The following is a 25,876-nucleotide window of genomic DNA, read 5'->3' as shown; positions in this document are numbered from 1 at the left end:
TCATTCCCCTTACTGAATGACCAGTTCGCCGTCGAGCGCGCCCGCGGCCTTGATGGATTGCAGGACCGCGATGACATCGCGGGTACTCAACTTGATCGCGCGCAACGCCCCGACCAGATCCGCCACGCTGGCGCCTTCGTGCATGCGCACGACGTTTGCCACGGGTTCGTTCGCATTGATCTCGGTCCGCGGCACGATCGCGGTTCCGATCGATGCCCCCGGGCGTCCGTAGATGCCATCCGGTTGCGATACCGAGAATTCGTTCTTGATCTCGACCTTCAGGTTTCCATGCGAAATCGTCACCTGCCCGATCCGGACGTCGCCGCCCGCGACCACGGTGCCGGTACGTTCGCTGACGACGATCCGCGCCTTGCGGTCCTGCGCCACCGTGATGTTTTCGATCCGCGCGACTTCGCTGACCAGACTGGACGGAGCGACCGGATAGGACACCGTGACCTTGCCTGCGTGCTCGGCACGCACCACTGCGCCAGGCTCTGCAGCCCGCACGGCGTTGGCGATGCGATTGGCATTGGTGAAATCGGGATCGTCGAGCAGGATGCTGAGCGAGCGACCGTCGCCGGCCACGCGCAAGGGCGAGCCCTGCTCGACCGATGCGCCGGAAGGAATCCAGCCGACCGTCGGATGGTTTTTCTGGGTCGACGCCACCATGCCTTCGAACTGATAACCACCGACCGAGATCGCGCCCTGCGCCATCGCGTAGAGCTTGCCGTCCGGCCCATAGAGCGGCGTCAGCATCAAGGTGCCGCCGGTCAGGCTGCGCGCATCGCCGGCAGAAGCGACCTGCACATCCACCAGTTGCCCGGGTTCGGCGAACGCCGGCAGCTTGGCCGTCACGATCACCGCCGCGACATTGCGACTCATGATGTCGGGTTCCGCGACGTTGACGCCGAAATTGCGCAGCGTGTTGACGATGGACTGGACGGTCGCATGGTTGCGTGCGGAATCGCCCGACCCGGCCAGGCCGAAGACCAGCCCATAGCCGGTCAGCGGGTTGTCACGCACGCCGGCAACGCGTGCGATGTCCTTGATCTTGACGTCGTGCGTCGTGGCCCCCGCACTCGCGCAAACGAACACCAGCAACAAGAAGAGGAACTTCTTCACATCAACCTCAGCCATTTGAAGATGCGGTAGAAGATGCTCTGGCGCTGCGACTCGCTGACCACGCCCTTGCCCACCAGTTCCAGTTCGGCGTTGCCGAGGCGGTTCGACCACACCGCGTTGTCGGAGGAGATGTCCTGCGGCCGCACCAATCCCGACAGGCGGATGGTCTGGTGCTCGCCGTTGACCGTCATGTCATGAACGCCGGCGACGTGCATCGTTCCATTCGGCAACACGTTGTCCACTTGCACGGTGATCTGGGTGCGCAATTCGCCGACGCGCGTCGTTTCCGCGCCGCCGCGATTGCCACCGCCAACCGTCAGGCTCGCGTTGTAGTTGGTCTTGGGATGCTGCAACCCCGCGTGGAGTCCGAGATCGCTGGAGGCATCGGTCGTGGCGCCGGACTTGGCCTTGGTGGCCTCTTCGACCAGGATCGTGATGACATCGCCGACGCGATAGGCGCGCTGGTCCGCCGCGAGTGCGCGATAGGCATTCGGATTGATCAGGCTTTCGGTGCTCTGGGCCTGCGTCGGAAGCGGCGCTGCCAGCGAAAGCGCCAACAACAAAGTCGTCTTATTCATTGACGCGCACCCGGTTTGGCCCGATCACGGTCGCATCGACCAGCCGTGTCGCCATCGGCAGGCGAACGGCGACCCGATCCCCCAGATGGCCATCGCGCATGGCAACGCCATCGACATTGAGCGCGACCGCGCCCTTGATCACTTCCACCGCGACCCGCTGCTGAGATGCGACGTCGGGCAACGCCTCGAAATCGGCAAGCTGCACGGGTGCGCCTTCATGGACGTCCTTGCGAATGCGCATGCCCTTGACCGCGTCCATCGACATCACCAACGGGCCCGCGCAGCAGGTCGCATCGACCATATGCGCTGTCGCACTCACGCTTTCCGCAACCTGTGCGCGCCGGTAATCACGGCTGTATGTCAGCGCCATGCGCGGCTCGTGCAACTCGGCCCACACGGTCAAGGTGCGAGCCGTGCGGCCATCGACGCGCAGGCGGACCGGAACCGCGACATGCGAGCGCGGAAAACGCCCGATGGGCTCGCCCACCTCGATGTCCAGCGTGCCCGCGGGCACGGTCTGCGGCCGCAGGCCCGCATCCAGGTGCACCATGGCCTTGCTCTGCGTCGCCGCAAGACGCTCCATCAGCATTGCACCGACGCGGTCCTCGATGTCGTGCACCGCGACCGTTTGCGCCGCTGGCTGGGCCGTGAGTGCCGCCGCCAGAAAGAACCAGGAGATCATGCTCAGCGCCTCAGGTTGTTGATCGTCTCGAGGATCTGGTCGGCTGCCTGCAACACGCGTGCGTTCATCTGGTAGCTGCGCTGTGCCAGCACCAGCGATGACATCTCGTCGATCAATTCGACGTTGGCGAGCTCGACATAGCCCTGCTGCAGCGTTCCGGTGCCGTTGCTGCCGGGCTGCAGGGCGGTTGGTGCACCCGCCGCTTCGGTCGCGGTGTAACGGTTGTCGCCGACTGACACCAATGCATCCGGTGATGCAAACGTCACCAGCTGGATCGATCCGAGCAACGTGGCATTGGCATCGCTGCCGACCTTGGCGGTGACGTCGCCATTCGCCGCAACGCGGATGTCGCGTGCGTCCGCCGGCACCTGGAACCCGTTGGCCAGGCGCAAGCCTTGCATGTTCACCAGGTTGCCGTCGGCATCGACGTGGAACTGGCCGGCGCGGCTGTAGAACATCGCGCCATCCACGCCCTCGAGCTCGAAGAACCCATTGCCGTCGATCGCGATGTCCCATGGATTCTGCGTGGCCTTGAGCTCGCCACCCGAGTAGAAGGTCGAGGTCGAGACGACCCTGGTGCCGTTGCCGATGCTCTCGGGCGTAGTGCCCGCTTGCGCCGCGTAGGCGGCCGCCACATCGGCGAAGTTGACCCGGGACTTCTTGAAGCCGGGGGTTTGCATGTTGGCGACGTTGTTGGAAATGACGTCGATCTGCCGTTGTTCGCTGCGCAGCCCGGTGGCTGCAATCTGCATCGCATCGCTCATTGCTGTGTCTCCCCTGTCAGTTGTCGCCCAACCGGTTGATCCCGGTATCCATTGCCTTGTCGTAAATCGAAATCACCCGTTGCACCGATTCGACGTGCCGCGTGGTCTCCATCAACCGGACCATCTCGTCCGCCGGGTCCACGTTTGCCTGTTCCAGCGCGCCCTGCACCACCGCGCCCTTCCATTCGCCTTCGGTCCCGCGATTGGCATAGAGGCCGCCGCCGCGCGCGACCAATGCGCCGGCATCCGCCACGGAGACCAGGCGCAATTGCCCGACCTGTTGCGTGTCGGACCACAACTGTCCCTGCGCATCGACGCGGATCGCCGTGTCGGGCGCCAGCGAAATCGGGCCGGCATCTCCCAGGACCGGATCGCCAAGGGCCGTCATCAGCACGCCGTTGGCATCGAGATGGAAAGCGCCCGATCGGGTGAGCAAGGTCTCATCGCCGTGCTGGACAACGAAGAATCCCGGACCGCGCAAGGCGAGATCGAACGGTCGCGTCGTTTGCGCAAGCGTGCCGTCGCGCTGGTCGATCACGCCGGCACCCGCTGCGATCTCCTGGAACGAAGGAATGGTCTGCGTGCGCCGGAATCCGGGCGTATGCATGTTGGCCACGTTGTTGCTGACGTTGGACATGACCTTCATGTCCTGGCCAAGACTGCGCGCGACCGCCTGGAGCGTGGAATCGGGCATATGTCCTCAATTGACCTGGATGGCCGCGAACGAGCGGACCGGAAGCGTGGACGGAATTTCACTCACGGCCACCACGTTGACGTAGGGCATGGAGCGATGCAGGAGATTGCGCAGGCCGCGTCGCAGCGGCGATGGGCACAACAACACGGGTTGCAGGTTGCGGCCCATCATGGTTTCGACCTGGCGACCGAGGTTCTTCATGAAGCCGTCGAGTTGCGCCACTTCGGTGAAGAGCGTCGCGCGGGGTTCCGCCGACTTGGCGTTCTGCAACAGCGTGCGCTCGACTTCCGGCGCCAGGGTCAGCACCTGGAGTTCACCCTGGGGATCACGCAGGTTCTGGCAGATCATTGGCCCAAGGCGCTCGCGCACCTTCTCGGCCAATTCGTCGCTGGCCTTGGTTGTCTTGCCGGCATCCACCAGGACTTCGAGGATCGCTTCGAGATTGCGGATGCTCACCTGCTCACGCAGCAGGGCCTGCAAGACCTTCTGCACATCGGAGTACGTCATCGTCGCCGGAACCAGGTCATCGACGAGCGTTGCGTGGCGCTCATGCAGCTTCTGCAGCATCTGCTCGGTGTCGCCGCGCGTCAGCAGATCGGCGGCCTGGCGCTTGACCATCTCGCTCAGATGCGTCATCAGCACGGTGTCCGGGTCGACCAGCGTGTAGCCGGAATTCCGCGCGAACTGGCGTGCTTCGGCATCGATCCACTGCGCCGGCAACCCATACGCGGGATCGGTCGTCTGCTCGCCCTCGAGCTGGGCGCGCGTTCCGCCAGGATTGATCGCAAGTACCTTGTCCACCTGCAACTTGCCTTGGGCAGCACGTGCGCCCTGGAAATTGATCTCGTAGGCATCTGCTTGCAGGCCCGGATGCTGCTGGGTCTGGACCTTGGGCAGGATGAAACCGAGATCGAGCGCGAGCTGCTTGCGCAGGTTGGTGATGCGCGATGGCAGGTCGCTGTCCGTGCCGATGAAGTGCTTGGCCAACGTGCCACCGAGACGAATCTCGATCGGCTCGATGCGCAGGGCCTGTTGCAATTCGTCCGCGGTCGACCGTCCGGACTCGGACACCTCCTGCTCGATCTCGTCGACGGCGTCCTGCAGTTTTTCCTTGGCCGAGCGAACGGCCAGGTAGGCCAATCCACCGAGCAGCGCCAGCACGAACAACACCGGCAACTTCGGGAAGCCCGGCATCAGGAGAAGCGCCATCAATGCAAAACCGACGATCAGGATCGACTTCGGATTGGCCAATACCTGCTTGGGGATTTCCGATCCGAGCTGCGCATCGGCGGCGGCGCGCGTGATGATGATGCCGGTCGCGACCGCGATCACCAGCGAGGGGATCTGGGTGACGATGCCGTCGCCGATGGTGAGCAGCGTGAAACGATGCACCGCCTCGCTCCACGGCAGACCCATCTGGGCGATGCCGATGGCGAGGCCGCCGACGATATTGATCAGGATGATGATGATGCCGGCGATGGCATCGCCCTTGACGAATTTGGTGGCGCCGTCCATCGCACCGTAGAAGCTCGCTTCCTTCTCGATCATGGTGCGACGACGGCGCGCCTCGTGCTCGTCAATCAGCCCCATGTTCATGTCGGCGTCGATGCTCATCTGCTTGCCGGGCATGCTGTCGAGGGTGAAGCGGGCCGCGACTTCGGCGACGCGCTGGGCGCCACTGGTCACCACCACGTACTGGACGACGATCAGGATCAGGAAGACCACCAGGCCGACGATGTAGTTGCCGCCAACCACGAATTCGCCGATGGCGTTGATCACCTTGCCGGCGTTGCCGTTGCTCAGGATCAGTCGCGTCGCCGATACGTTCAGCGCCAGCCGGAACAGCGTCACCAGGAGCAGGATGGTCGGGAAGGTCGAGAACTTCAGCGGTGTTTCGGTGAAGAACGTCACCAGCAGGATCAGGAGGGCCGTGCTGATGTTCATCACCAGCAGCAGGTCGAGCAGCATCGACGGGATCGGGACGAACAACACCAGCAACACGCCGATCACCAGCACGATCAACGCGAGATCGCGCTTGCCACCCCACATCTGCGAGAACAGATCCTTCATCGCGAACCTCCCGGCGTGCCGAGCGAGGCCCACAATTCGCGATAGATCGGAACGAGCGCGCTGTAGCGTGCCTGCGGAATCATCTCGTCGATGCCGCATTCCTTGAACAAGGCGCGGGCAAGCACCGGATTGCGCACCATCGGCACCTTGTGCTGGCGGGCACGCTTGCGGATTTCCGCGGCCATCAGCCCCGCGCCCTTGGAGACCACGACCGGCGCCAGCGTCTCGCCAGGACGGTAGCGCAGGGCGACAGCAACGTGGGTCGGATTGGTGAGGATGACGTCGGCGTCCTTCACCCGCCCGACAGAGCCCGCCTTCTTGAGCAGCTCGCGCAGCAATTGCTTCTGCTTGGTCTTGACGGTCGGATCGCCATCGCGACGCTTGACCTCGTCCTTCAACTCGCGCTTGCTCATGCGCATCTTGCGCATGAATTCACGCCGCGAGAACAGCCAGTCCGCGAATGCGGCGATTGCCAGGACCAGCAAGACATACAGCGACGTCTTGACGAAGGCGCGCGCCATGAGCCCGCCCAGCTGGCTGGGCGCGGTGCCGGCCACCGATTCGATCAGTCCTCGCGCCTTCAGCACGACCAGCACCGCCAAGCCGAGCAACAACGCCGACTTGAACAGCAGTTTGCCCAACTCCCACAGCGTCCGGATCGAGAAGATCTTGCGGACGACCTGCATCGGATGCATGCGCTTGAAATCGGGCTTCAGCGGATGCGTCGTGAACATCGGGCCGGTCTGGGCCAGGTTGCCGACGACGCCCGCCACGATCAGGCCAAGCACCAATGGCGCCAGTGCCTGCCAAAGCGGCGCATAAGCCTTGTGGAGCATGCTGGTCAGTGCCGCATCCAGCGACGGCGCATGCCCGGCGACCGCGATCATCTGTCCCGTCGCCTGCGCGATGGCCCTGGCGATCTGTCCGCCACTCAAGGCGACGATGGCCGCGAACGCGATCATGACCACGATCCCCGTGATCTCCGGACTCTTCGCGACCTGACCCTGCTTGCGCGCTTCATCGAGGCGAAACGGGGTTGGCTGTTCGGTCTTGTCCTGGTCACCCTGCGACATCGCTCAGGCCCCCAGCAATGTCGGAAGACGCGCGAACGCATCGCGGTACAGGCGTTCGATCATGCCCGGGACGAATGGCAGCGTCGCCGCCAAGAGCAGGATCGCCATGCCGATCTTGAGCGGCAGCACCAGGAAATAGACATTGGCCTGCGGCATCGAGCGCGTCGCATAACCGACGCCGATATCCACCGCGAACAAGCCAAGCACGACCGGCGCGACGACGATCAAGGCGAACAGGAAGCTGTTGCCGAGCAGATCCATCACGCCAGACAGTTGCAACTTGCCGGCGTGTCCGCCCAACGGCAGCACCTGCACGCTCGCAACCATCACCCGATAGAGCTCGACATGCAGATCGAGCAGGAAGAACAACACCGTCGCCAACAGCATCAGCGCCGTGCCAAGCAAGGATTGCGCGTCACCCTGCGAGCCCGGGTTGAACAGCGTCGCGGCGCCCAGTCCTGCCTGGATGTCCATCAGCCAGCCGGCCGAGTGCAACGCGGCTTGCGGGATCATCACGACTAGGCCAAACGCGAATCCGATCATCAATTCGTGCATGGCGGCCACCGCCAGCGGCACCGGGCCATCGATCCATGCCACTGCGGAGAGATCGCCTGTCGCCAGCACGGTCAAGCACGCCAATGCCATTGCCAACACGATCCGCACGGTGCCCGGTGCCCAAGTCAGCGGCGACATGCCCGGCAGGACCACGGCCGGGATGTAACGCAGCAGCGCAAGGACGAACAGAACGGCGATGGCGGACAATGCATCCATCGCCTAGAGTCCCGCTGCCGCTTCGAACATGCGCCGAGCGAGTTCGACCGCAACCGACAGCATCCAGGCGCCACACACCACCAGCACCACGACAACGACCACCAACTTGGGCACGAAGGTCAAGGTCATTTCCTGGACTTGCGTCACGACCTGGACGATCGAAATCACCAAACCGATCACCAGCGTCGCCAGCAAAATGGGCGCCGCGATTTTCACGGACGCAAAGAGCGCGTCCGTCATCAGACGGATGGCGAAATCGGTATCCATGGGCCCCCTCAGGCGTGCGCGCGCAGGATCGTCTTGAGTCGTGCGTTGAATTCCCGGATCGGAACCGGACTCCCCGTCCCTTGCACTAGCTCATGCATCAATGCATCGCTGCCCGCTTCGTCTCCGCGCGCCTCCAGCAGCAGTGCATGCGCGTATTTCGCAGTGACTGCATTCGGATCCAGTCGCAATGCCCGCTTGATGTCCTGTTCGGCATCGTCATAGTGCCCACGCAGCGCGGCAATCAGCGCCAACCCACCGTGGGTGTCGCCGAAATTGCGGTCGAGATCATAAGCGGCGCGATAACTTCCTTCCGCGGCGGTCTGGTCCCCTTCCAGCAGTTGCGTCCACGCCAGCGCGTGCCATGTGCCGATGTGATCGGGCATCGCCTGCACGGCGCGATCGAGAACGCGTCGTGCATCCGGCAAGCGATTGCGCAGCATCAGGGTTTGCCCATATCCGGACAACACCCGCCCGGAATTCGGCTGCACGTCAAGCGCAGTCTCGAACAATTGGCCAGCTTCCTCCGCGCGTTGCGACCACAGCAGCAACGTCCCCGCGACCAACAGTGCTTCGTGCTGGCGCGGATAGCGTTTCAGGCACTCGGACGCCACCGTTGCCGCATCCTCCATGCGATCGCCGTCCAGCAATGCCAGTGCCTTTACCCCAAGCGCCTCCGCATGTCCCGGATGCGCCTGCAACACGGCATCGAGAGTGGAAACCGCCGCATCCGTTTCGTCGCGCATCATCGCGATGCGCGCCTTGAGGACGCCCAGCGCGGGCGTCAGTCCATGCAGGCCGATCGCCGAAGCTATCGTCGTGTTGGCGCGCTCTACCTCGCGCTGGCACAGCTGTGCGAATGCAAGATCGTGAAGCACGCCTTCAGAAGCATGGCCCTTGCCTGCAAGCGATTCGAACGTGGTTTCGGCAGAAGCGTAATCGCCCCGCAGCAAAGCCATGCGCCCCAATCGCGCCTGCACTCCCACGGCAGACTGCGATTCGGAAGGAAGTCCATCCAATACGGCTTTTGCAGCTGAAACCCGCCCTTCGGCAAGGTAAATATCCACCAATTCGCAAGCGATATCGGAATTGGAAGGGTCACTTTCCAGATAGCCACGCAGTCGCGTGGCCAGATCGTTCGTTGCCTGCATACCGACGCCTCCAGTGCGCCGTAGATTTCCCTGCTTCGCTGCATTCACACCCCAATGTGAATGCAACGCCCCTGTTGCGATATCGAACCACTCCATCGTTACCGCTTTTTTACTCTGCCTTTGCGTCGAGTCGAATGTCAACGATAAAAGTGACAGTTGCTCGAAAATATTTTTCGCTTACCTGAAAGCTTCAGAAAAAATGAAACGAATCACGAACTCGACTTTGCATCTACGCAATTTGTGAATCGGATTCCCCTGATTTTTTTGTAGGAAAATTCCTAAAATGATCCGCGCATTCATCGAAACTGTCGCACCAAAGCTTCGAACGCCACGCGGTGTTGCGCGCTGGATTCCAGCGTTCGCGTGATGGATTCCAGCATCGGCTGCCATTCAGGGTGTTCGCGCAAATCCGTTCCGAATTCCCACAGCAACATCGCGCGCACGATTCGCCGCCGTACGCTCCTCATCGCATCCTCATCAGACAGCGTGGCGTTGCGGACGATCTCGCGAATCTCCGCGCGCAAGCGATTCTTGTCGTGGCGAAAGCCCTGCTTTTCTTCCGGCGTGGGACTGACTGTCTTGCGATGTGCACCGCCCACGCGCTCGCCTTGCCGCGCCATCTCCCCGCGTAGCGCCGCCAGGAGGCTCGCGGAGGACGCAACGCCGTCGACCGACATCAGTTGCCCTGGTATGCACCGGGCATGCGCAGCACCGGCGCAATCGGTTCATTCGAAATCGGCACTTCCGCCTGCTGCAGCGACTCAGCCAACCGTGCCCTCAAATTGTCCATGTCTCGTTGCAACGCCGGCACTGCCTGCGGCAACGCGAGCCCATCCCCGAGGTAGCGAATTGCGCCATCCACATCGTCGCCGGCAATCGCGAACAGGCCGCGCGCATACGCGCCAATGGAATCCTGCTGACCTGTGAGCGGCTCGAGAATGTCGCGCGCGCTCCCATTGTCGCCCTTGACCAGCAACAACTGCCCCAACTGGAAGCGCGCCATCACCATGCCAGGCGCTAACGCGACCGCTTTTCGAAAGCCCTCTTCCGCACGGTCCATCATCCCGATCTGTGCATGCAGGGCCGCCAGCAGATATTGCCCATTGGCATCGCCCGGCTCGCGCTCGAGCAGGGTCTTGAGCATCATCATTGCGTCCGCATCGCGATCGCTGCTCATCGCGTCGAGGCTGAGACGGAGCAGTTCTTCGTTATCCAGCGTCTTGAATTCCATGGGTTCGGCCTACGTGGTGTGCGCACATTGTGTGCGCTCAGTTGGTTGCTCCACAAATTCTTTATTTCATAGGCCTTTAGGCAAATTTCAACCGACTCCTAATGACTGAATCCATCATTGAGAAAAAAAGTTTAATGGCAGGTGTTTATTGGCTTAGGAGGGTTAGAGTTGGCCGAAAGAGATTTTTCCATGCTGCGCTGCGGAAATATTTTGCGCTAGATTGTGCTCGAAAGCATTGCTGACCACGCCATTGGGCGAGGCTTTTCAGGCGTCTTATCCTTGCCTCTTGTCGAGCGAGCTATCGCATGAACCGATGCCTAGCTGCCATTGAATGGAACATACTCGATTCGCGCAGTTGGAATGGCTGTATTTGCAACAAAGAGACGGCCCGATATTAAGCCGTCTCTTTCCATATCAGTTTCGAGCTACCAGAGATCAATTCGCGCACACTCAAACTCGATCAAATCTCCGTCTTCAAACCCACCAGGCAAGTACTCATCAACTACCATGGCGATAGCGCCAACAGCCAAAATTTGCCTCGACTTATCGTCTACCCTAGCAACTACTTTTCGCCCTAGGCCGTCAACAGTCACGCTTGAAATTCCAACCTGCGATTGCTCGCTAAGCATCACCTCCTTAATTCCAAACACGTGAAGCAGTTCTGTTAATTCATCCCCAACACCAACCGAGCATGGCTGGGAGAAAGCGACACAAAAAAACTCGCCGTCTGTGACTTCAACCTCGGCTTCAAAAGCAACTTGGGATAGCCAGTGAATGTTAGATATTCGCATGCTCATTACCATTTGCACGGCGGCCTCCAGCCTAACTGAGGATTGAGGCCAATTACGTCAGCTCTTAGGAACCGCGGCTGAGCCTCCCAACCAAGGCTCGGAGATTTCGCCTCAAACCAAGAAACGGGCTTTAGGTGCATGGTAGTAATTTCGCCGGTCACTCTATCCAAGCCGACCATTAGTCCCTTTGCCGAACCTGTGCCGCCCGGAACAGAAACATGTGCATTCAACTCAGGTGAAAATGTGCCATTCCGGATTACCCAATTTGCATCGTCAACGTATTAACCGACTGAGTAATTGTCGACTCCAGACACATGCAAAACAAAATCTAGAGCCATACTTTATTGAAGAAAATCAGACTCTCAAATAACCTAATTGCGTTGTTTGAAACTATCGCGCAGGCGGACGCTCCTGCGAGAATACGGATGACCACAAAATTTGAATCGCATAGTTACGAGCATCTAATTCATCATCCGCGGGATAGACCTCGTACTCATTCAGCACATCCATCCATGAAAAGCCTGGATCTCTAAGCGCCGAGGTCAAGGCGTCGTGCAGTTGTCGCTTGTATTCGGAATTGCTGGTCATTTCACGGAGCAACGCGCTTGCCTCCTCATCGGAGCGTCCAAGGTCGGAAGCAAAGACTGAGCCAAGCACACCATGAATTATTGAATAGTTGTTCATTGATCACTTCGTCGGGAAAATTGTGTCGGTCACCCAGCGATTTTCAACCGAACTCCACTTGTAAACAGCATCTACCCTTTGGAGTCGATCTATTCGCTGGAGGGGGCCCTGCAAACTCGGATTGTAGGAAGAACTGCCAATACGCGCATATCCTCTACCCAGATCAACCCCGAGGTCCACTCCGTTTAGACGAATGAGGTTCTGAATAGGCGAAAGTGCTACAGCCTTCTCCAGATAGTTCTGGCGCAGAGCGTTATCGGCATAAGCCAACGCATCATCGGAATAAAAGGCCGTCGACATCGGCGGCAAAATTGGCTGTTGAGTCTTTGGATTGAGCTTTACAGACCCATCTGGCGCATACCCCATCAAAGATCGATTCATCAATTGCGAGTCTGTTATTGCACCACCATGACGCGCGATAGCGTGCCCATCGGCGGCGATCCGATCTAGATCAGATGCAAGCCGCGTGTTAGCAGCATCGAAAATTGCTGCCTCAGGACCAATCGCCTCCGCTTGGACCAGGGTTGTTCCAGTGAGTCGAGCTGCGCTTACCGCTTCACCCGCACCCCAACCTGCAACCAAGTTGCCACTTGCGGTGTAAGCCATATCTACGCGCTCACTCGGGGCAGCCGACGTCCAAGCGTTATAGGCTCTGCGAACTACGGGGTCAGGATTTGAAAGAGCAGATTGCAAGCCAATGAGCGCCTCCCATGGTTTTCCGGGACGTGCCAGATGGGCGCCTCCCGACAGCATATCCAGTCCTCCAGCAATTACATAGTTCTCAGCAACATCAAGATTCAGATAGTCAGATGTGTTCCTTTGGCTAACAGGAACTGCTGCTGCCCCCTCATGTTGACGGAAGATTTCCGCGAGACCATGCAGCTTGTCTTCAATGTACTTTAACCCGGAATCTGGATTCAAATAACGATCAATAAGCTGTGGAAGCGTAATGCGCGATGCTGCTTGAGATGTTGGCGCTGGATATCGCACAAAGAACGCCTGACTATTTGACGCCTTGTCCAAAGATTGACCAAAGCGCCAATTTCCACTCCAGCTATTTACATTCGAAGAGAAATTAAAACTATCAAAATAATTAGGTGTCCTGTATCCCGTAACAACAATTCTGTCTAGCTCCTGTGGTTGCGTCGCAGAGGGCAGCCTCAACAAGCTGCCATCTCCAAGCCTCCAAGACCCGTCATCCGACGGACCTCCGACCTCAACATCTGGCTGCACGAAATACCGCAGTTCTCGGGATGCTTCCGCAGCTTCATCGGATCTTGCGTTGGTTATCCAAGCAGTTGCCCGCATCTGATCTGCCTGAGCCAACGATGCACTATAGGCATGCTGCCCGGCCAAGCTGTTCGCCAAAACGTTCGAGAACACATCAACCGCAATTTGACCGTAATCGGGTGCTCCTCCAACCCCGAAGGCCTTGCGCACGTTGCCGCCGGCAATCCCGCCAACCACGCCGCCAATCATGTCCAGCTTGAACTGGCCCGAAGTGGTCGTTGGGTCAATCTGGGCCCATTGTGCAATTCCCTTTGTCGCGCTTGCAGTGATGATCGAGGTTGTGACGTTGGCCGCAAGTTCCTTCCAACTGAAGTGCACGTCATTCCCCACCAGCTTGTTGGCCGCATAACTGGTTGCTGTGCTGACAGTCGCCATGGTAGCTGCGCGTGTATAGATGTTGGATGCGAGCGCACTACCTGAACCAGAGAGGTAGGAACCCACGCCAGCTGTCACGCCACCCGTGATTGCGGCAACTGCAACGTTCTTCCAGCTGAAATCCGATGCGCCCATCGCGCTACCGACTGCTTGGGATGCAATACTACCTACTGCTCCGCCCACAGCACCTGCCACAATGGCTGTTGTTGTACCGTATCCACCAGCAAGTGCAGCTAATCCCGTCGCAAACGTGCTTGTACCAGCAGCAGTGGCAGTCCCTGCCATCGCTGCACTTGCAGTCACTCCTGCTGTGGTGCCAGCAGCTCCGGTACCGGTCGCAACGCTTCCCATGGCCCCCGCTGTGGCACCCGCCGTATAGATCGTCACGATCACCGCCACCACAATGATGATGACCATCAACAATGTGTTGCAATGCTGCTTCGGCGGCGGCGTGATGTAGGGAAGACTCGGTGCTGTATTGCCGATTGCTTCATTCGCACTGAACGGCTTGAACGTCGTCGCGTCGTTCTTGGTAACCTGGACCTGCGGGATCTTCAGCGTGGTCCCTGCAACCAGTGGGTCGCTGGCGCTCAGCGCATTCGCCTCGGCCAGCACGTACCAGAGATTGCTGTTGCCATAGACCCGCTGGGCGATGTTCTGCAGGGTATCGCCGGCCTGCACTTGGGCATTGGTCGTGCCCACATCGCTGGTCTGGTATCCCGTCAGGTGGCTGAGCACATCCAAGCTGCCATTGCTGCCACCGCTGGCCACGTTCTGGCCCTGCACGTAGGCGTAGCGGGTGGTGCTGCTGTCCGCCTCCGTCCGCTGCAGGATGTTGCCTTCCATGTCGTAGTCAAACAGGCGCGTGCGCGAACTCACGTTCGGAGTCGACTCCACGATTGCGATCCGCCGGCCCCAGGCGTCATACGTGCTGGTCGAGGTGCTGGCCTTGAAGTTGGCATCCGTGCTCGACCCGCGGACTTCCTTCTCCAGATAGCTCTCCCGGCCTTCATAGGTGTAGGCGAACATCTGGCTGAAGTGGCTCGGTGCCGTCGAATTGCCCACCCCCACTTCGTTCGAGAACGAGGTGTAGCTGTAACCGGTCATCCGGCCTGCGGCGTCATAGGGCTGCATGTAGACCTGCGACAGCCGCTGCAGGTGTTCTGCCTCGGCCATGTCCAGCCCGTCCGGGGTCACGGCGTGGCCATAGCTGGCCTGTCGTACGGTCCGTCCATCGGCGTCGTACTCGGTGACGTCGAGGTGATTGAGGACTGGATTACCGTCGGAATTGCCTACATAAGTCCGGTGGGCGGTCTGGCGGCCCACTGCATCGTAGGAGAAGCTCTCCGTCAGCAGGCCGCTCTGGATGATCGACGTGCGTTGTCCTCGTTCGTCATAGTTGGTGTCTTCGTAAGTGAAGTCAGTGGCCCCGCCACCGGGGGTATGCGTCCAGCGCAGGGACATGCGCCCAGCAACGTCGTATTCCAAGCCGTAGCTCAGACCCAAGTTGTTCTTCGCAACTACAACTTGGCCTTCGACCGCGTCAAATTCCCCATGCGCCACCGTCATCCGGTTCTCTACGTCGTAGCTGTACCAATACTCCTCCCAACCGTCTTCGTTGGTATTGCCGGTCCAGCCCGAGCCCCCCCCGGCACCGGCACCCCCAGTTCCGCCGCCTCCGGCACCACCGCCACCTGTGCCGCCATCTCCGCCACCTCCAGGCGCGATAATCAGCATCTGCAATTGCGGATTGATCGAAGACTGCGCAGCTACTGCAGCTGGTGTAATTCCCACAGTATGAATCTGCGCGCCATAACTGTTTTCCTCCGCCTGAATCATGATGCGGTAGTTGTAGCGGCCATCTACCGCATGCGCAGAACCGGTGACGTATTTCTGCCCTGTTGAATATCCCCCAACGTAGTAGCCTTCCGAATTTTGCCAGCTACCATCGGCTCGTTCTTCGTATACAACAAGAAATTGAGCAGCCTGCGTATCATCAAACCCCGTGAAATACCACTGGACCTGCTGTCCATCGGTTCCGGAATATTCCGCGCTAGATGCTGGTGTCTGCGAGATGATTGTGAATTGAACGCCGGCTGCCGCTCCTTCCGGATCCGTTGCCGTCACAACGATCGAGTAGTTGCCCGCAACATCCGGCGCGCCGCTAAATGATTGCGTCGATGCATTGAAGCTCAGCCACGATGGTAGTGCGCCACCTCCCTGCAAGGAGGCAGTCCAGGTCAATGCCTGTCCTTCCGGATCGGTGATGATTCCCACCGGCAGTTGATAGCTCCACGCCTGCCCGATTGTCGCGGCCTGCGCTGGAACGGTGCCATTGGCATGCGGCGGCTGGTTGGTCTGCGTGTCCGATACCGTCAACGCGAACTGCGTCTGCGCGAACGCCGTGCCATCACTGGCGGTCACTGCGATCGTCAATGCCTGCGCCGTGGATGTCGTTCCGGAGAACGTGCGCGTGGCCTCATCGAACGTCAGCCATGATGGCAACGCATCGTAAGTGATGTTGCCGGCGCCGTCGTCGATGAGGATATAAGCGCTGTAGTTCAGGACTGGCGTGTCGGCGTCGGTGAACGTGTCCGTTGGCAACTGGAACGACCAGTTGGTGCCTGTGGCGATGCCTTGGTTGGCGATCGAACGATTGAGGATCGGCGGTGCGCTATATCCGGCCGGCACTGCGCCGCCACTGCCATTGGGATCGACGTAGAAGGCGTTGTCAACGTTGATCGACGCGCTGCTGATCGTGTGCGTCGTCATGAAACGCATCGAGTAGTACGCGGCACCAGTAGGCGCATTCGCGGTGACGGCGAACTGTGTCCAGCCGGCATAACCGTTGATGCCATCCAGCTTGGTGCCTTCGGTAACCCCGATCTGGTTGCCGGCACTGTCGTACCACACGATCTGACCAACGGCCGTCTGTCCGGCGACGCCATGACCCTGGGTGCTGCTGTTGTACCCGTGGAAATCGAACTGCACGCCGATCGTGACGCTCTGTCCTGCAGTAATTGCGCGCTTGCCGTCCTGGGTCAGGACCACGGTACCGGGATTAGCGCCGGTTCCGATGTAACCGACATGCTGGGCAACTACCGGGCCATTCGATGACGGACTCCAGTCACTGGTCGACGGACTGGCGTTGAAATCGAGATTTGCAAAGCCCGGGAAGGTTGGCAGGATGGGGTGCAAGTCCAGCCGCAGGGTCGCTTGGGCTTCCATCGAGTCCTGAACCGTCACGTAAACGGCAAAGCCATTGTTGAGTTCGTTGGCGGACGGTGTTCCAGAAAATGTTCCGGTTGTCGCATCGAAGTGGAGCCAATCCGGCAGACTTGCGCCTTCGCTGCATTGCGCCCCCACGAAAGTCAATGGCTGGCCTTCGGGATCTTCAAAGGCATCTGCAACGTTCAGCGTCCACAGTTGCCCAATCGGCATTTCCAGGAGCGGATATGTTTTCACCACCACCGGCGGCTGGTTTTCCGCGGCAGTAATCACGAAGTCGTCGGTGACGGATTTGCCGTCGAGATCGGTGACCGTCACACGAATCGTGACGGAAGTGTCCTCGGTCGGCGTTCCGGAGAACGTCCGGGTGGTCGGGTCGTAATCGAGCCAGTCCGGCCAGTCATCATCCACGGTATCCACGTCAAACCTGAGTGGGCCTTTTTCCGGATCCTTGAAGGAAGCCGCGGGAATCGCCCATGACCATGCAACGCCGATTGCCAGGTGCGCATCCGGTAACGGCGTGACCACTACTGGCGGCAAGTCGGTGGTGACGACTGGCGGTTGGCTGGCACCGTAGCCACCTTTCACCATGACGCGCATGCGATTGCCCATCGCGTCGTAGCTATAGCGCAAGTCCAGCAATCCTTTGCCCGCGCCCAAATCGATCTGGGTGACACGTGCAAGCCGGTTGTTGCTGTCGTACATCATCTCGGTGCGCAGATGAACGATCCCACCCGAGTTGTGCGTCAGCGTTTCTTCTGCCGTACGATTACCGGAGGCATCGTATTCGTACTTGGTCCAGTTGCTGCCTTCGCGGATTTCCGCCAACTGGCCGTTGGCGTAGTACACGAGCTCGCGATCATTGTTGATGATCGTCGTCTCGTATCCGACGATCGCATCGGGCCGCCCGCCGTACTTGTTCCAGTACAGGGTGTCGTTCTCGTCGACGTAATCGTAGATCGGCGTGGTGATCGTCGATTGCGACCAGTCGCTATGCTGCAGGATCTGCTGGCCGTCATCGTAGGTATAAGCGTATCTTGCACCGCTCAGGTCGTGATGCTCGACCAGCTGACCAAAGAGGTTGTATTCCCACGTCTGCTCGTCGAGGTTGACGACCTGACCATTGCTGTCCGTCACAGTCCGCCGCGCGGGCTGGGTTGCCGCCACGGAAGCATTCAGGGTGAACTCCTGGACGCTCTCATTCCCATCGGGATCGGTTGCAACCAGCTGCAAGTAATACTGGCCAGCGCCCACATTGCCAGTGAAACTTCCGGTCGCCGGATCGAGCGTTATCTTGCTCGAAAGTCCCGAAGATGCGAGATCGAAGTAGTCTGTGACCCATTCCCGGTGACTGCCTGATTCGTCCTCTATCCATTCGATATGCGTCTCTTCGACGCGCAGACTATAGGTCAGCGTTTGGCCCTGCGGCTCGACGAACGTTCCCGGCGAGAGGTTGAAGGCGAAGGCAGTGTTTGGCGCGACCAACATGTCCGGAATGCCACGATTGACGACTGGCGTTCCGGCTTGTTCGGTATCGAATTGAGTGGCGTCCATGCCCGACAAGTACATAACCGCCGTGGCGACGTCCCCGTTTTCGGTTGCATGCGCCTTGAAGGTGATGCGATACGAGGCTCCCAACTGTGCCTGCCCGCTGATTGTTCCCGTCGTCGAATCGAAGCTGAAATCGGAACTGGCTGCATAACCGCCGGACTGGTATCGCTCCACCACGGCATCGATCGTGTAGGCTTGGTTCCACGGATTCTTGAACGTATCCGCGGGAATCACGTAACTCCATTGCCGTCCCGCTGGCAGAACACGATAACCAGGCAAGACTCCCGCGTTTGAAAGTGCGGATGAAGTGTTGTTCAGCAACGACGCATCCGACAACGCATTGGTTTCGCGGATCTTGTGGCCCTGGTAGTCATAGGCGTAATCCATGACGACACCGGCTGCCGTTCGGCTCCGCAACATGAGGCCACGACTGTCGTAGTCGTATGTCGCCGCGTTGCCCAATGCATCGGTCACGCGCAGGCGATTTCCGTTCTGGTTCAGGACATAAGATTCGCGGACGTTGCGGTTTCTCCCGCCTGCGCCATTAAAAGTGAAGTCGCCCTGCGCGGTTACCCTACCTGCCGTATCGAAGGTCTGGAACGTCACGTGACCCATGGGGTCTGCGCTGAGCTCCTGCTCACCGAGCGCGTTGTAAGCCACACTGGAGATCCTGTGCGTGCCATCCTCCGTCGCCACGACCTGCCCGACATTGTTCAGAGTGTTGACCCGAACACCACCCAGTGCATTCATCGACCATGCAAGTTGGCCCAAGGCGTTGTAGCCGTACAGGAACACTGGCTTCTCATCGGTCATTGTCCCGTTCCCGTGCAAAACGGACACGGTTGGGCGTCGCTCGACGATGACTTGGTTGAGCTCGTTGTATTGGTATTCGGTGAAGCCCCCTGTTGGCGAGGTGACGCCGAGGACGTTGCCCCAGCGATCGTAGGTCTTTTCGACCACCGCCTGCCCAGCCCCATTGTCGGCAGTCGGCATGGTCTGCCGGACCATGCGCCCGAGAAGATCGAATTGATTGCGCGTGGTCGCCTGGGCGTGCGTCACCCCTTCGAACGTCGCGCCCAACCGGACTTCATGGCTTTCCTCGGTCTGATTGCCGGCCAGGTCGTAACGATATTGGTGCCAGATACCTCCTTCATTGCTGGAGTACATACGGCCAGCAGCGTCATAGCGGTATTCCACGCGTGGCGCGTTGCTGTTCGGATCGTTGTCCTCATATTTGGCGACGATTTCCCCGAAAACGTTGTAGTCCACATAGGAAGCGCTGTCGGTTTCGACCGAGAGCACAACCCCCGTATCGCCGCGGTGCGTTTCCCGCTGGATGACGGAGGACGTCTGCCGGCCCGAGGCGTCATACGTTGCGTAAGTCACCACTTCCGCCCAGCGCGCACTGGTGCCTTCCAGGCGATATCGGCTCTGGACGATGTGGTCGGCGGCATCATAAACACGGGTATAGACCGTGCCAGCTTCATCGCGCTCCCAGACCGCACGCCCCTGCCAGTCATAACGCGTGGTATGGATCTGGTCGGCAGCCGACGCGCCGCCCTCTTCTCCCTTGGCGTAACGACGCACCTGGATCACATTGCCAAAGGCGTCGTATGCCATCGTGGTGTATGGGGAAACCCATTGGTACAGCGACGATACATTGTCGAGTTCCAGCGCCATGTTGCTGGCAATTTGATCACTTGCATCGGCACGCAGTGCCTGGCGCCCCTGTTCCGTGATTGACTGGGCCCGCCCCAGCGCGTCATAGCTGGTTTGCGTGGTGACGCCCGACACCGACGTCGAGACGGCATGGCCTTCGTTGTCGTACACGATGTCGGTGACGACATCGGCAGCGCTCCCAGCGAAAGATGTATCACTCCAATCGTGGCGATGGGCAGTTTCCTTGACCTTGCGGCCGAGCGCGTCGTATTGGTATTCAGTGACGCGATCATAGCCAGTAGCTCGGTTATCCCCCGCCGGTGGATCAATTGGATACACACCCACGTCTGCGCTTGATAGTGCAACGGCAAATTCGGTCTGCTTGATCAGTTCACCCTGCGCGTCGTACTCCATTCGCGTCAGGTGGCCCTCGGCATCCACCATCGCGAACTGGCGCCCCAGCTCGTCGTAATAATGCAAGGTATCAGCCCACTGCGCGGTGGCATCGTCGGCGTTACCCGAGCGCAATACCGATTCTTTCACCAGTTCCCCGAAGGCGTTGTAGGTATAGCGCGTGGTTGGCGAGCTCATGCCGGACAATCCGGCGCCATCGGCCCAATCGACCTCGCTCTGCCGAACCTCGATCTTGCGTCCGCTCAGATCGTAAACGGTTGTGATAGTCCGATCGAGCTCACTGATCCGTGGATCGAGATCGACAATCGGATTGCTATCTACAGCAACTGTTCTCGAGAAGCGCGTCAGCAATACCTGCTCGCCATAAACGTTGTATTCATAGCCGGTGACACCTCCGTCCTGGTCAACCTCGAAGGAGAGCCTGCCCGCAGCGTCATACACGCGATGCCGATAGTTGCCCTGCACGTCCTTCTCAACAACCGCATTGCCGAGGGCGTCATACGTCACCTCGATCGTTGGTTGGGCTCCCGTCGTCGCGACATTACCGTTGGAATCAAGCTGGCCTGCATCCGGGAAGCGCGTCAGGATCTGGTGACCGCGATTGTCATAGCCGTATTCGGTGGTACGGGCCATCCCGCCATCCGCGTCCTCGCTCTTGCGGATCACATTGCCCAGGCCGTCGTAAGCCAAGCGGGTGACGATGGCGCGAGAAACCTGGGTGATTTGACCGTTCGCATCCGCTGAGGTCACCGCAACCTGCGGACTGATCTCGGCGACCTGATGCCCCGCGCCGTCGTACTGGTAGGTCCAAGTCTGATTGTTGCGATTGGTATAGCTGGTCTTCTGGCCAGCGCCATCATAAGTCCAGGACTCGGCGTGACCCAATGCATCGATTTGCTGCGTCAGGCGTCCGGCATTGTCGTACTGGAATTCCGTGGTGCGCGTCTCGGAAGACGAGCGCATGCTCGTCCAATATTCGAGCGAATCCATCTCCACATACCAACCGTATGTGGCGTTGTAATTTTTCTTTGCCACAACCTGATTGGCGGCGTCATACACCCATTCCGTAACGGCACCGTATGGACTTGCCTCGGGAGTCACGCTGAAACGCAAGCGCCCCGCCGTGTCGTACGCATATTGAATGCTATGGACTGCACCCAACCCTACATAAGTGGATTGAGAATTCGATGCAACTTCAAACAATTGAGCCTGGCTTTCAAATACCTGGTAAGACGGTGTCAGCCAATTGGCGGTGTCCTGCAGCCAGATTTTTCCGGATGGCGTGTAGATTGTTTGCGTGACGATGCCTACATCGCCTATGCCGTTTACGGTTGCGCGTGTAATGGCAAAGATCCGGCGCCCTGCACCATCATAGATATACGATTGCGCGCGGGCATTTCCGGTGACTCCGCCCACCATTCCCCCCATCGCGACGTCGGCCATGCCTGCCTTGAGCTGAGCACGCAAGATGTCAGTCATCTCAAGCGCAGTCGCATGACCAATGCTTTCGATTACCCGACCTGCCGCGTCGTAGCGTGATTCGGTTACACCTCCCGCGGCATCCACTATGAATCGGACGCGACCTACTTCGTCGTATACCTGACTGATGACTTCATCATGGGCACTGTCCCCAACAGGAGACGGCGTCAGGCTCCCTGCCTGCAATCCTGCACGTGCCGAATTGATATCGATCGTGGCGGCATAATGACGCGTCTGCGTCAGACGGTTTGCACGATCGTAGCTGTACTCGCAAACGGCACCCGCGCCATCCACCGTATAGCGCATCCGACCATCACGATCATAGACGCGATACTCCTGAACATCGTGCGTATCGTCAGCAAGGACTGTGCCATTTGCCTGCATGCGGTTTGCATAGCGGCGCATTGCGACAAGTTGACCCTTGACGTCGTAGGTCATCCGAGTCACACCAGCATCGCCATCGATCGTCTGGATCAGGCGATTCCCGTTGTCATAAGCGTAACTCGTGACACGTCCTGCGGCATCCGTACGACTTATGACGTTGTCGTTACCATCGTAATTAAAGCTCGTCGTCAGCGCCAAACCATTAGGATCCACTACCTCGGAAATCCGACGACCAAGACCATCATAGACATAGCCGATGGTATGAGCCGAAATGGTCTCTGCGCCTGTGGTGACGCTCGATTGGCGACCCAAGCCATCCCATGTATAAACGGTTTTAAGCGCCAACCCCAACGGATCGACCGTACTCTCGATCAGCTGACCTGCAGCGTCGTATTTCATCTGGGTGATGACGCCGCTCGGATCGGTTACCTGAATTTGGCGCCCTTGCCCATCGTATGCATAGGTCGTCGTGATATTCCGGAAATCCAACAATACGTCGCCGGGATCAATTACACGTGTCAGCACGCGACCAGCCGCGTCGTAATTCAATTCAACGACACGGCCACTTGCATCGATCGTTCGATGCAACAAGCCGCGCACGTCATATTCGTTTGTTATGGTCGCACCAGCTGCATCAGTGGCACTAATCAAACGACCATCATGATCGTAGGTATAACTCGTGGTTTCATTCAGCCCATCGGTCACAGAGACTGTCTGGCCGAAGGCGTTATGGACTGTCTTGACTGCGACGCCTTCCGGACTTGTCACCGTAACGCTTTTGTCGGAGTCGTTGTAGGTGTAAGTGGTCTCATCCATTCCCTCAAATGAGGCAGTAACTCGACCATAGGCATCGTACCAGCGCATGTCAGACTGGTACTGCCCATTCTCAAGGTACAAGCTATTGACTGTATTCAGCCCACGACGATTGTAGTAATGCAATGTTCCACGATTGCGCGCATCTACTGAAAGAAAAATGTTGAACGCATCCCAGAAATTCGATTCGACTTTGATTTTGTTGTCGAAGCTCGACGATTTGAACGTACTGGTGAGCCTTCCCAACATGTCATATGCATATGTGGTGGATTCGCTCTGCGTCTGTGCAAGGTCAAGAAACTCCGTCTTGCTCTTCAGTTCGCCAAAGCCATTATAGGTATACCTTGTCAGATACCCGTTGGCATCCAGGCGACTTGCCATAAGTCCGCCGAGGTCATAAGTGAATTGCTGGCGTCCATCCAACGTTGCCACGTATTGCAATGTGCTCACGGCCTGCAGCATGCTCACACGATCGCCAGGCGTCGCAATCGTGATTCGGCCGGTATAAGCCGTTGTATCCTGAACCTGCCCAAAGACGTTGTAGCGTGTTTCGATAACTTCGCCTGCACCATTGCGCACGCCATTTGCATCGGTTACACCTCGGACCTGGAAGGTCTGTCGTCCGGATGCATCGTAGACGTACCAAGTCTTGTTACCCTCGGCATCGACGCTCTCGATGCGACGACCCAAAGCATCGTAACGATGAGTGACACCATACTGGTTATAAATTGCGTCAAGCTGGGTTTCGGTCATTCCCGGCATCAGCTTGAGCGAACCCTCGCCACCAAGTTCGCCAATCAAGTTTCCGAAGACGTCGTAGCGCTGATTGTTCTCACGAACCTCGCTCGTACCCGCTGCCGTATCAGTTCGAATCAGCCGACCCGACACATCATAACTGTAGGTAGTAACCGTGCCTTCCGGGTTGGTTTGCGTAATGATTTGGCCCAATGCGTTGTATGCCATGCGTGAAACACGCATGGATGCACCAAACGTGACCGCCAAGGCACGCAGCGCTTCCAAGGAGTTTTCGTACGGAGAAAACCCGAGGTCGTAAGCTCGGCTTTCGCGCTTGTTCCCGGCTTCATCGAAGACGTTTTCTACAAGACCTCCATCTTCGTCAAGCGTTCCAATCAGATTGCTTCTTCCATCGTAGAAGTATTTCTTTATTCGATCAGATGCCGTTGATGTCGGACGTAGTTGATCGAGCGTTCCGGAAGCACGCAAGCTTGCATCGGTAGCATGCACATATCGGACCGAACCCACTTGGCGACCAGCCCGGTCATAGGTGTATTCCGTCAGATATCCCTCGGCATCCAGAACACCGACTTGGCGGCCGGCAAGATCATAGAAAATCCGCGAAATACGCCGCTGCACGGTAGGAGACTCATCTCCCGCCATGACCTCGGTTCCTATCAGGCGCCCTGTCCCATCGTACTTGTAGCTGGTCACCTTCGCTGAATCAATCAACGCATCAAGACGCCCATACTTGCCATATGCGTATGACGTACCCCGATCGGCTAGCGTTGAGGGAGGGCGGATCGCTGAGATATCGCTAACAACAACTTGCCCATCTACCAACCAGCCGGTGGTATCCACCCTGGTTGCATACGTAATCTCCTTGACGATATTGATGGTGAGATGCTGATACTCCACCACTGCCCCGGTTCCATCCACTTCGGCCTGCAAACGTCCTTGCGCATCGTAGAAACGGTAAGTTCTTGCCCCTGAGGCATCCTGTGTCGCCCGCAATTGCCCTTCGGCGTCATAGAACCACTGCGAGGTATGCACTTCGCTGGTCGAAGTCGCAGATTCGGTCGCGGTGATGACCTGCCCCGCCTGGTCATAGACCTGGGTCTGGATCAGTCCGTTCGCCTGCGTCACCACCAACTGATGGTTGGCATCGTCATACACGCGTGTCGTGATGTTGTTCAGTGCATCGGTTGTGGACGTCAATCGCCCCATGCCGTCGTAGACGAAGGAAGTGCCTTCCAGTTGGTCACGATTGGCGCCGCGCACTTCGACCTTTTGGCGCAGCAAGCCTTGGGCATCGTAGCTGTAGCGCACGATCTCGAGCGCAGCATCGATCACGCCAACGCCATTGGCATCAACTGCGGCATACGCCCGACGTTCGGCCAGTGCACCTCGGACGTCGTAGCTGAAGTCGACACGAGTGATTTGCCCCATGTCCTGCCCGGACACCCAGCTGGCGAGCTGGGATTCGGTCAATGCCTGTGTCGGCGTCAGCCCCGTGAGATCGTACCCGCCTCCCAAGTACGTCAAGGTTGATGACAGTTGTTGCACACCCATGCCCACGGCGGCGTAGCGGTACTCCGTCACGTCACCTGCGGTATCCACAATGAAGCGCAGGCGATTGCTGGCGTCATAGATATAACGTTTGGTCTCAGCACTCCCCAATACAGCCATGCCGCTTTCGATTTTCGAATATTGCGTTTCGCAAACTATCTGATTCGCTGCGTTGTATTGCCGGTCGGTCCGCTCGCTGAGCTGAAAGATTTTTGTAGTGAGATTTCCATTCACATCATATGCGTACGCTGTTTGTCGGTTCTGCGCGTCCGTGACTTGGGTCAGGTTGCCCGAAGTGTCATAGGCATAATGGGTGACGCCCGATTGGCCGTTCACCGCCGGAGCCTGGATGACCCGCAACTGGCCGGCCGCATCGTAGGCATAGGTCCAGCCTCGTCCCGCCGAGTCAACCACCTGCGTGGAGGTGTAGCTCACGCCGCCATCGGTCAGCGTGCCGTCGTAGTTGAACGTCAGCGTCTGCCCAGCGCCATCGGCATCGTTGGT

General features: G+C 58.8%; 15 protein-coding genes. All 15 read right to left on the bottom strand.

Annotation, left to right across the window (positions count from 1 at the left end; all coding sequences use genetic code 11):
• Positions 1-9: 9 nt before the first annotated feature.
• The 15 genes from ABE093_RS11315 to ABE093_RS11245 all read right to left on the bottom strand — a co-directional run bounded on the left by ABE093_RS11315 (position 10) and on the right by ABE093_RS11245 (position 25,807).
• Positions 10-1,137 carry a flagellar basal body P-ring protein FlgI gene (locus ABE093_RS11315; protein ID WP_430761009.1) on the bottom strand — a complete coding sequence of 376 codons (1,128 nt, stop codon included), beginning with the start codon at positions 1,135-1,137 and terminating at the stop codon, positions 10-12.
• A complete protein-coding gene (locus tag ABE093_RS11310) occupies positions 1,119-1,700 on the bottom strand; it encodes a flagellar basal body L-ring protein FlgH (RefSeq protein ID WP_430761008.1) in 582 nt (193 codons plus the stop codon). The genes ABE093_RS11315 and ABE093_RS11310 overlap by 19 nt, the downstream gene beginning before the upstream one ends.
• The gene (flgA, locus tag ABE093_RS11305) at positions 1,693-2,382 is read right to left on the bottom strand and encodes a flagellar basal body P-ring formation chaperone FlgA (RefSeq protein ID WP_430761007.1); all 690 of its coding nucleotides are present in this window, start codon (positions 2,380-2,382) and stop codon (positions 1,693-1,695) included. Before flgA ends, ABE093_RS11310 begins: the two co-directional genes overlap by 8 nt.
• 2 nt (positions 2,383-2,384) lie before the next feature.
• Entirely contained in the window at positions 2,385-3,146 is a 762-nt protein-coding gene (gene flgG, locus ABE093_RS11300) for a flagellar basal-body rod protein FlgG (protein ID WP_430761006.1), read from the bottom strand.
• A 16-nt stretch (positions 3,147-3,162) separates the two neighbouring features.
• On the bottom strand, positions 3,163-3,840 hold the full coding sequence (locus ABE093_RS11295) for a flagellar hook-basal body protein (protein WP_430761005.1): 678 nt from the start codon (positions 3,838-3,840) through the stop codon (positions 3,163-3,165).
• A 6-nt stretch (positions 3,841-3,846) separates the two neighbouring features.
• Entirely contained in the window at positions 3,847-5,910 is a 2,064-nt protein-coding gene (gene flhA / locus ABE093_RS11290; protein WP_430761004.1) for a flagellar biosynthesis protein FlhA, read from the bottom strand.
• Entirely contained in the window at positions 5,907-6,983 is a 1,077-nt protein-coding gene (locus tag ABE093_RS11285) for an EscU/YscU/HrcU family type III secretion system export apparatus switch protein (RefSeq protein WP_430761003.1), read from the bottom strand. The genes flhA and ABE093_RS11285 overlap by 4 nt, the downstream gene beginning before the upstream one ends.
• A gap of 3 nt (positions 6,984-6,986) precedes the next feature.
• Positions 6,987-7,754, bottom strand: coding sequence for a flagellar biosynthetic protein FliR (locus tag ABE093_RS11280; protein WP_430761002.1), 768 nt, complete (start codon positions 7,752-7,754; stop codon positions 6,987-6,989).
• Between the two features lie 3 nt (positions 7,755-7,757).
• The gene (locus ABE093_RS11275; RefSeq protein ID WP_430761001.1) at positions 7,758-8,021 is read right to left on the bottom strand and encodes a flagellar biosynthetic protein FliQ; all 264 of its coding nucleotides are present in this window, start codon (positions 8,019-8,021) and stop codon (positions 7,758-7,760) included.
• Between the two features lie 8 nt (positions 8,022-8,029).
• Positions 8,030-8,977 carry a tetratricopeptide repeat protein gene (locus ABE093_RS11270; RefSeq protein ID WP_430761000.1) on the bottom strand — a complete coding sequence of 316 codons (948 nt, stop codon included), beginning with the start codon at positions 8,975-8,977 and terminating at the stop codon, positions 8,030-8,032.
• 488 nt (positions 8,978-9,465) lie between these two features.
• The gene (locus ABE093_RS11265; RefSeq protein WP_430760999.1) at positions 9,466-9,846 is read right to left on the bottom strand and encodes a hypothetical protein; all 381 of its coding nucleotides are present in this window, start codon (positions 9,844-9,846) and stop codon (positions 9,466-9,468) included.
• On the bottom strand, positions 9,846-10,400 hold the full coding sequence (locus ABE093_RS11260) for a tetratricopeptide repeat protein (RefSeq protein WP_430760998.1): 555 nt from the start codon (positions 10,398-10,400) through the stop codon (positions 9,846-9,848). Before ABE093_RS11260 ends, ABE093_RS11265 begins: the two co-directional genes overlap by 1 nt.
• A gap of 425 nt (positions 10,401-10,825) precedes the next feature.
• Positions 10,826-11,209 (bottom strand): hypothetical protein, encoded by a 384-nt coding sequence (locus ABE093_RS11255; protein WP_430760997.1) that lies wholly within the window; start codon positions 11,207-11,209, stop codon positions 10,826-10,828.
• A gap of 372 nt (positions 11,210-11,581) precedes the next feature.
• A complete protein-coding gene (locus ABE093_RS11250) occupies positions 11,582-11,875 on the bottom strand; it encodes a hypothetical protein (protein ID WP_430760996.1) in 294 nt (97 codons plus the stop codon).
• 3 nt (positions 11,876-11,878) lie between these two features.
• The gene (locus ABE093_RS11245) at positions 11,879-25,807 is read right to left on the bottom strand and encodes a putative Ig domain-containing protein (protein ID WP_430760995.1); all 13,929 of its coding nucleotides are present in this window, start codon (positions 25,805-25,807) and stop codon (positions 11,879-11,881) included.
• Between the last annotated feature and the right edge of the window lie 69 nt (positions 25,808-25,876).

It is taken from the genome of Solilutibacter silvestris (assembly GCF_050574925.1).
In the GTDB taxonomy this organism is placed as follows: Bacteria; Pseudomonadota; Gammaproteobacteria; order Xanthomonadales; family Xanthomonadaceae; genus Solilutibacter; species Solilutibacter silvestris_A.
This window is presented reverse-complemented; position numbering and strand designations above follow the sequence as displayed.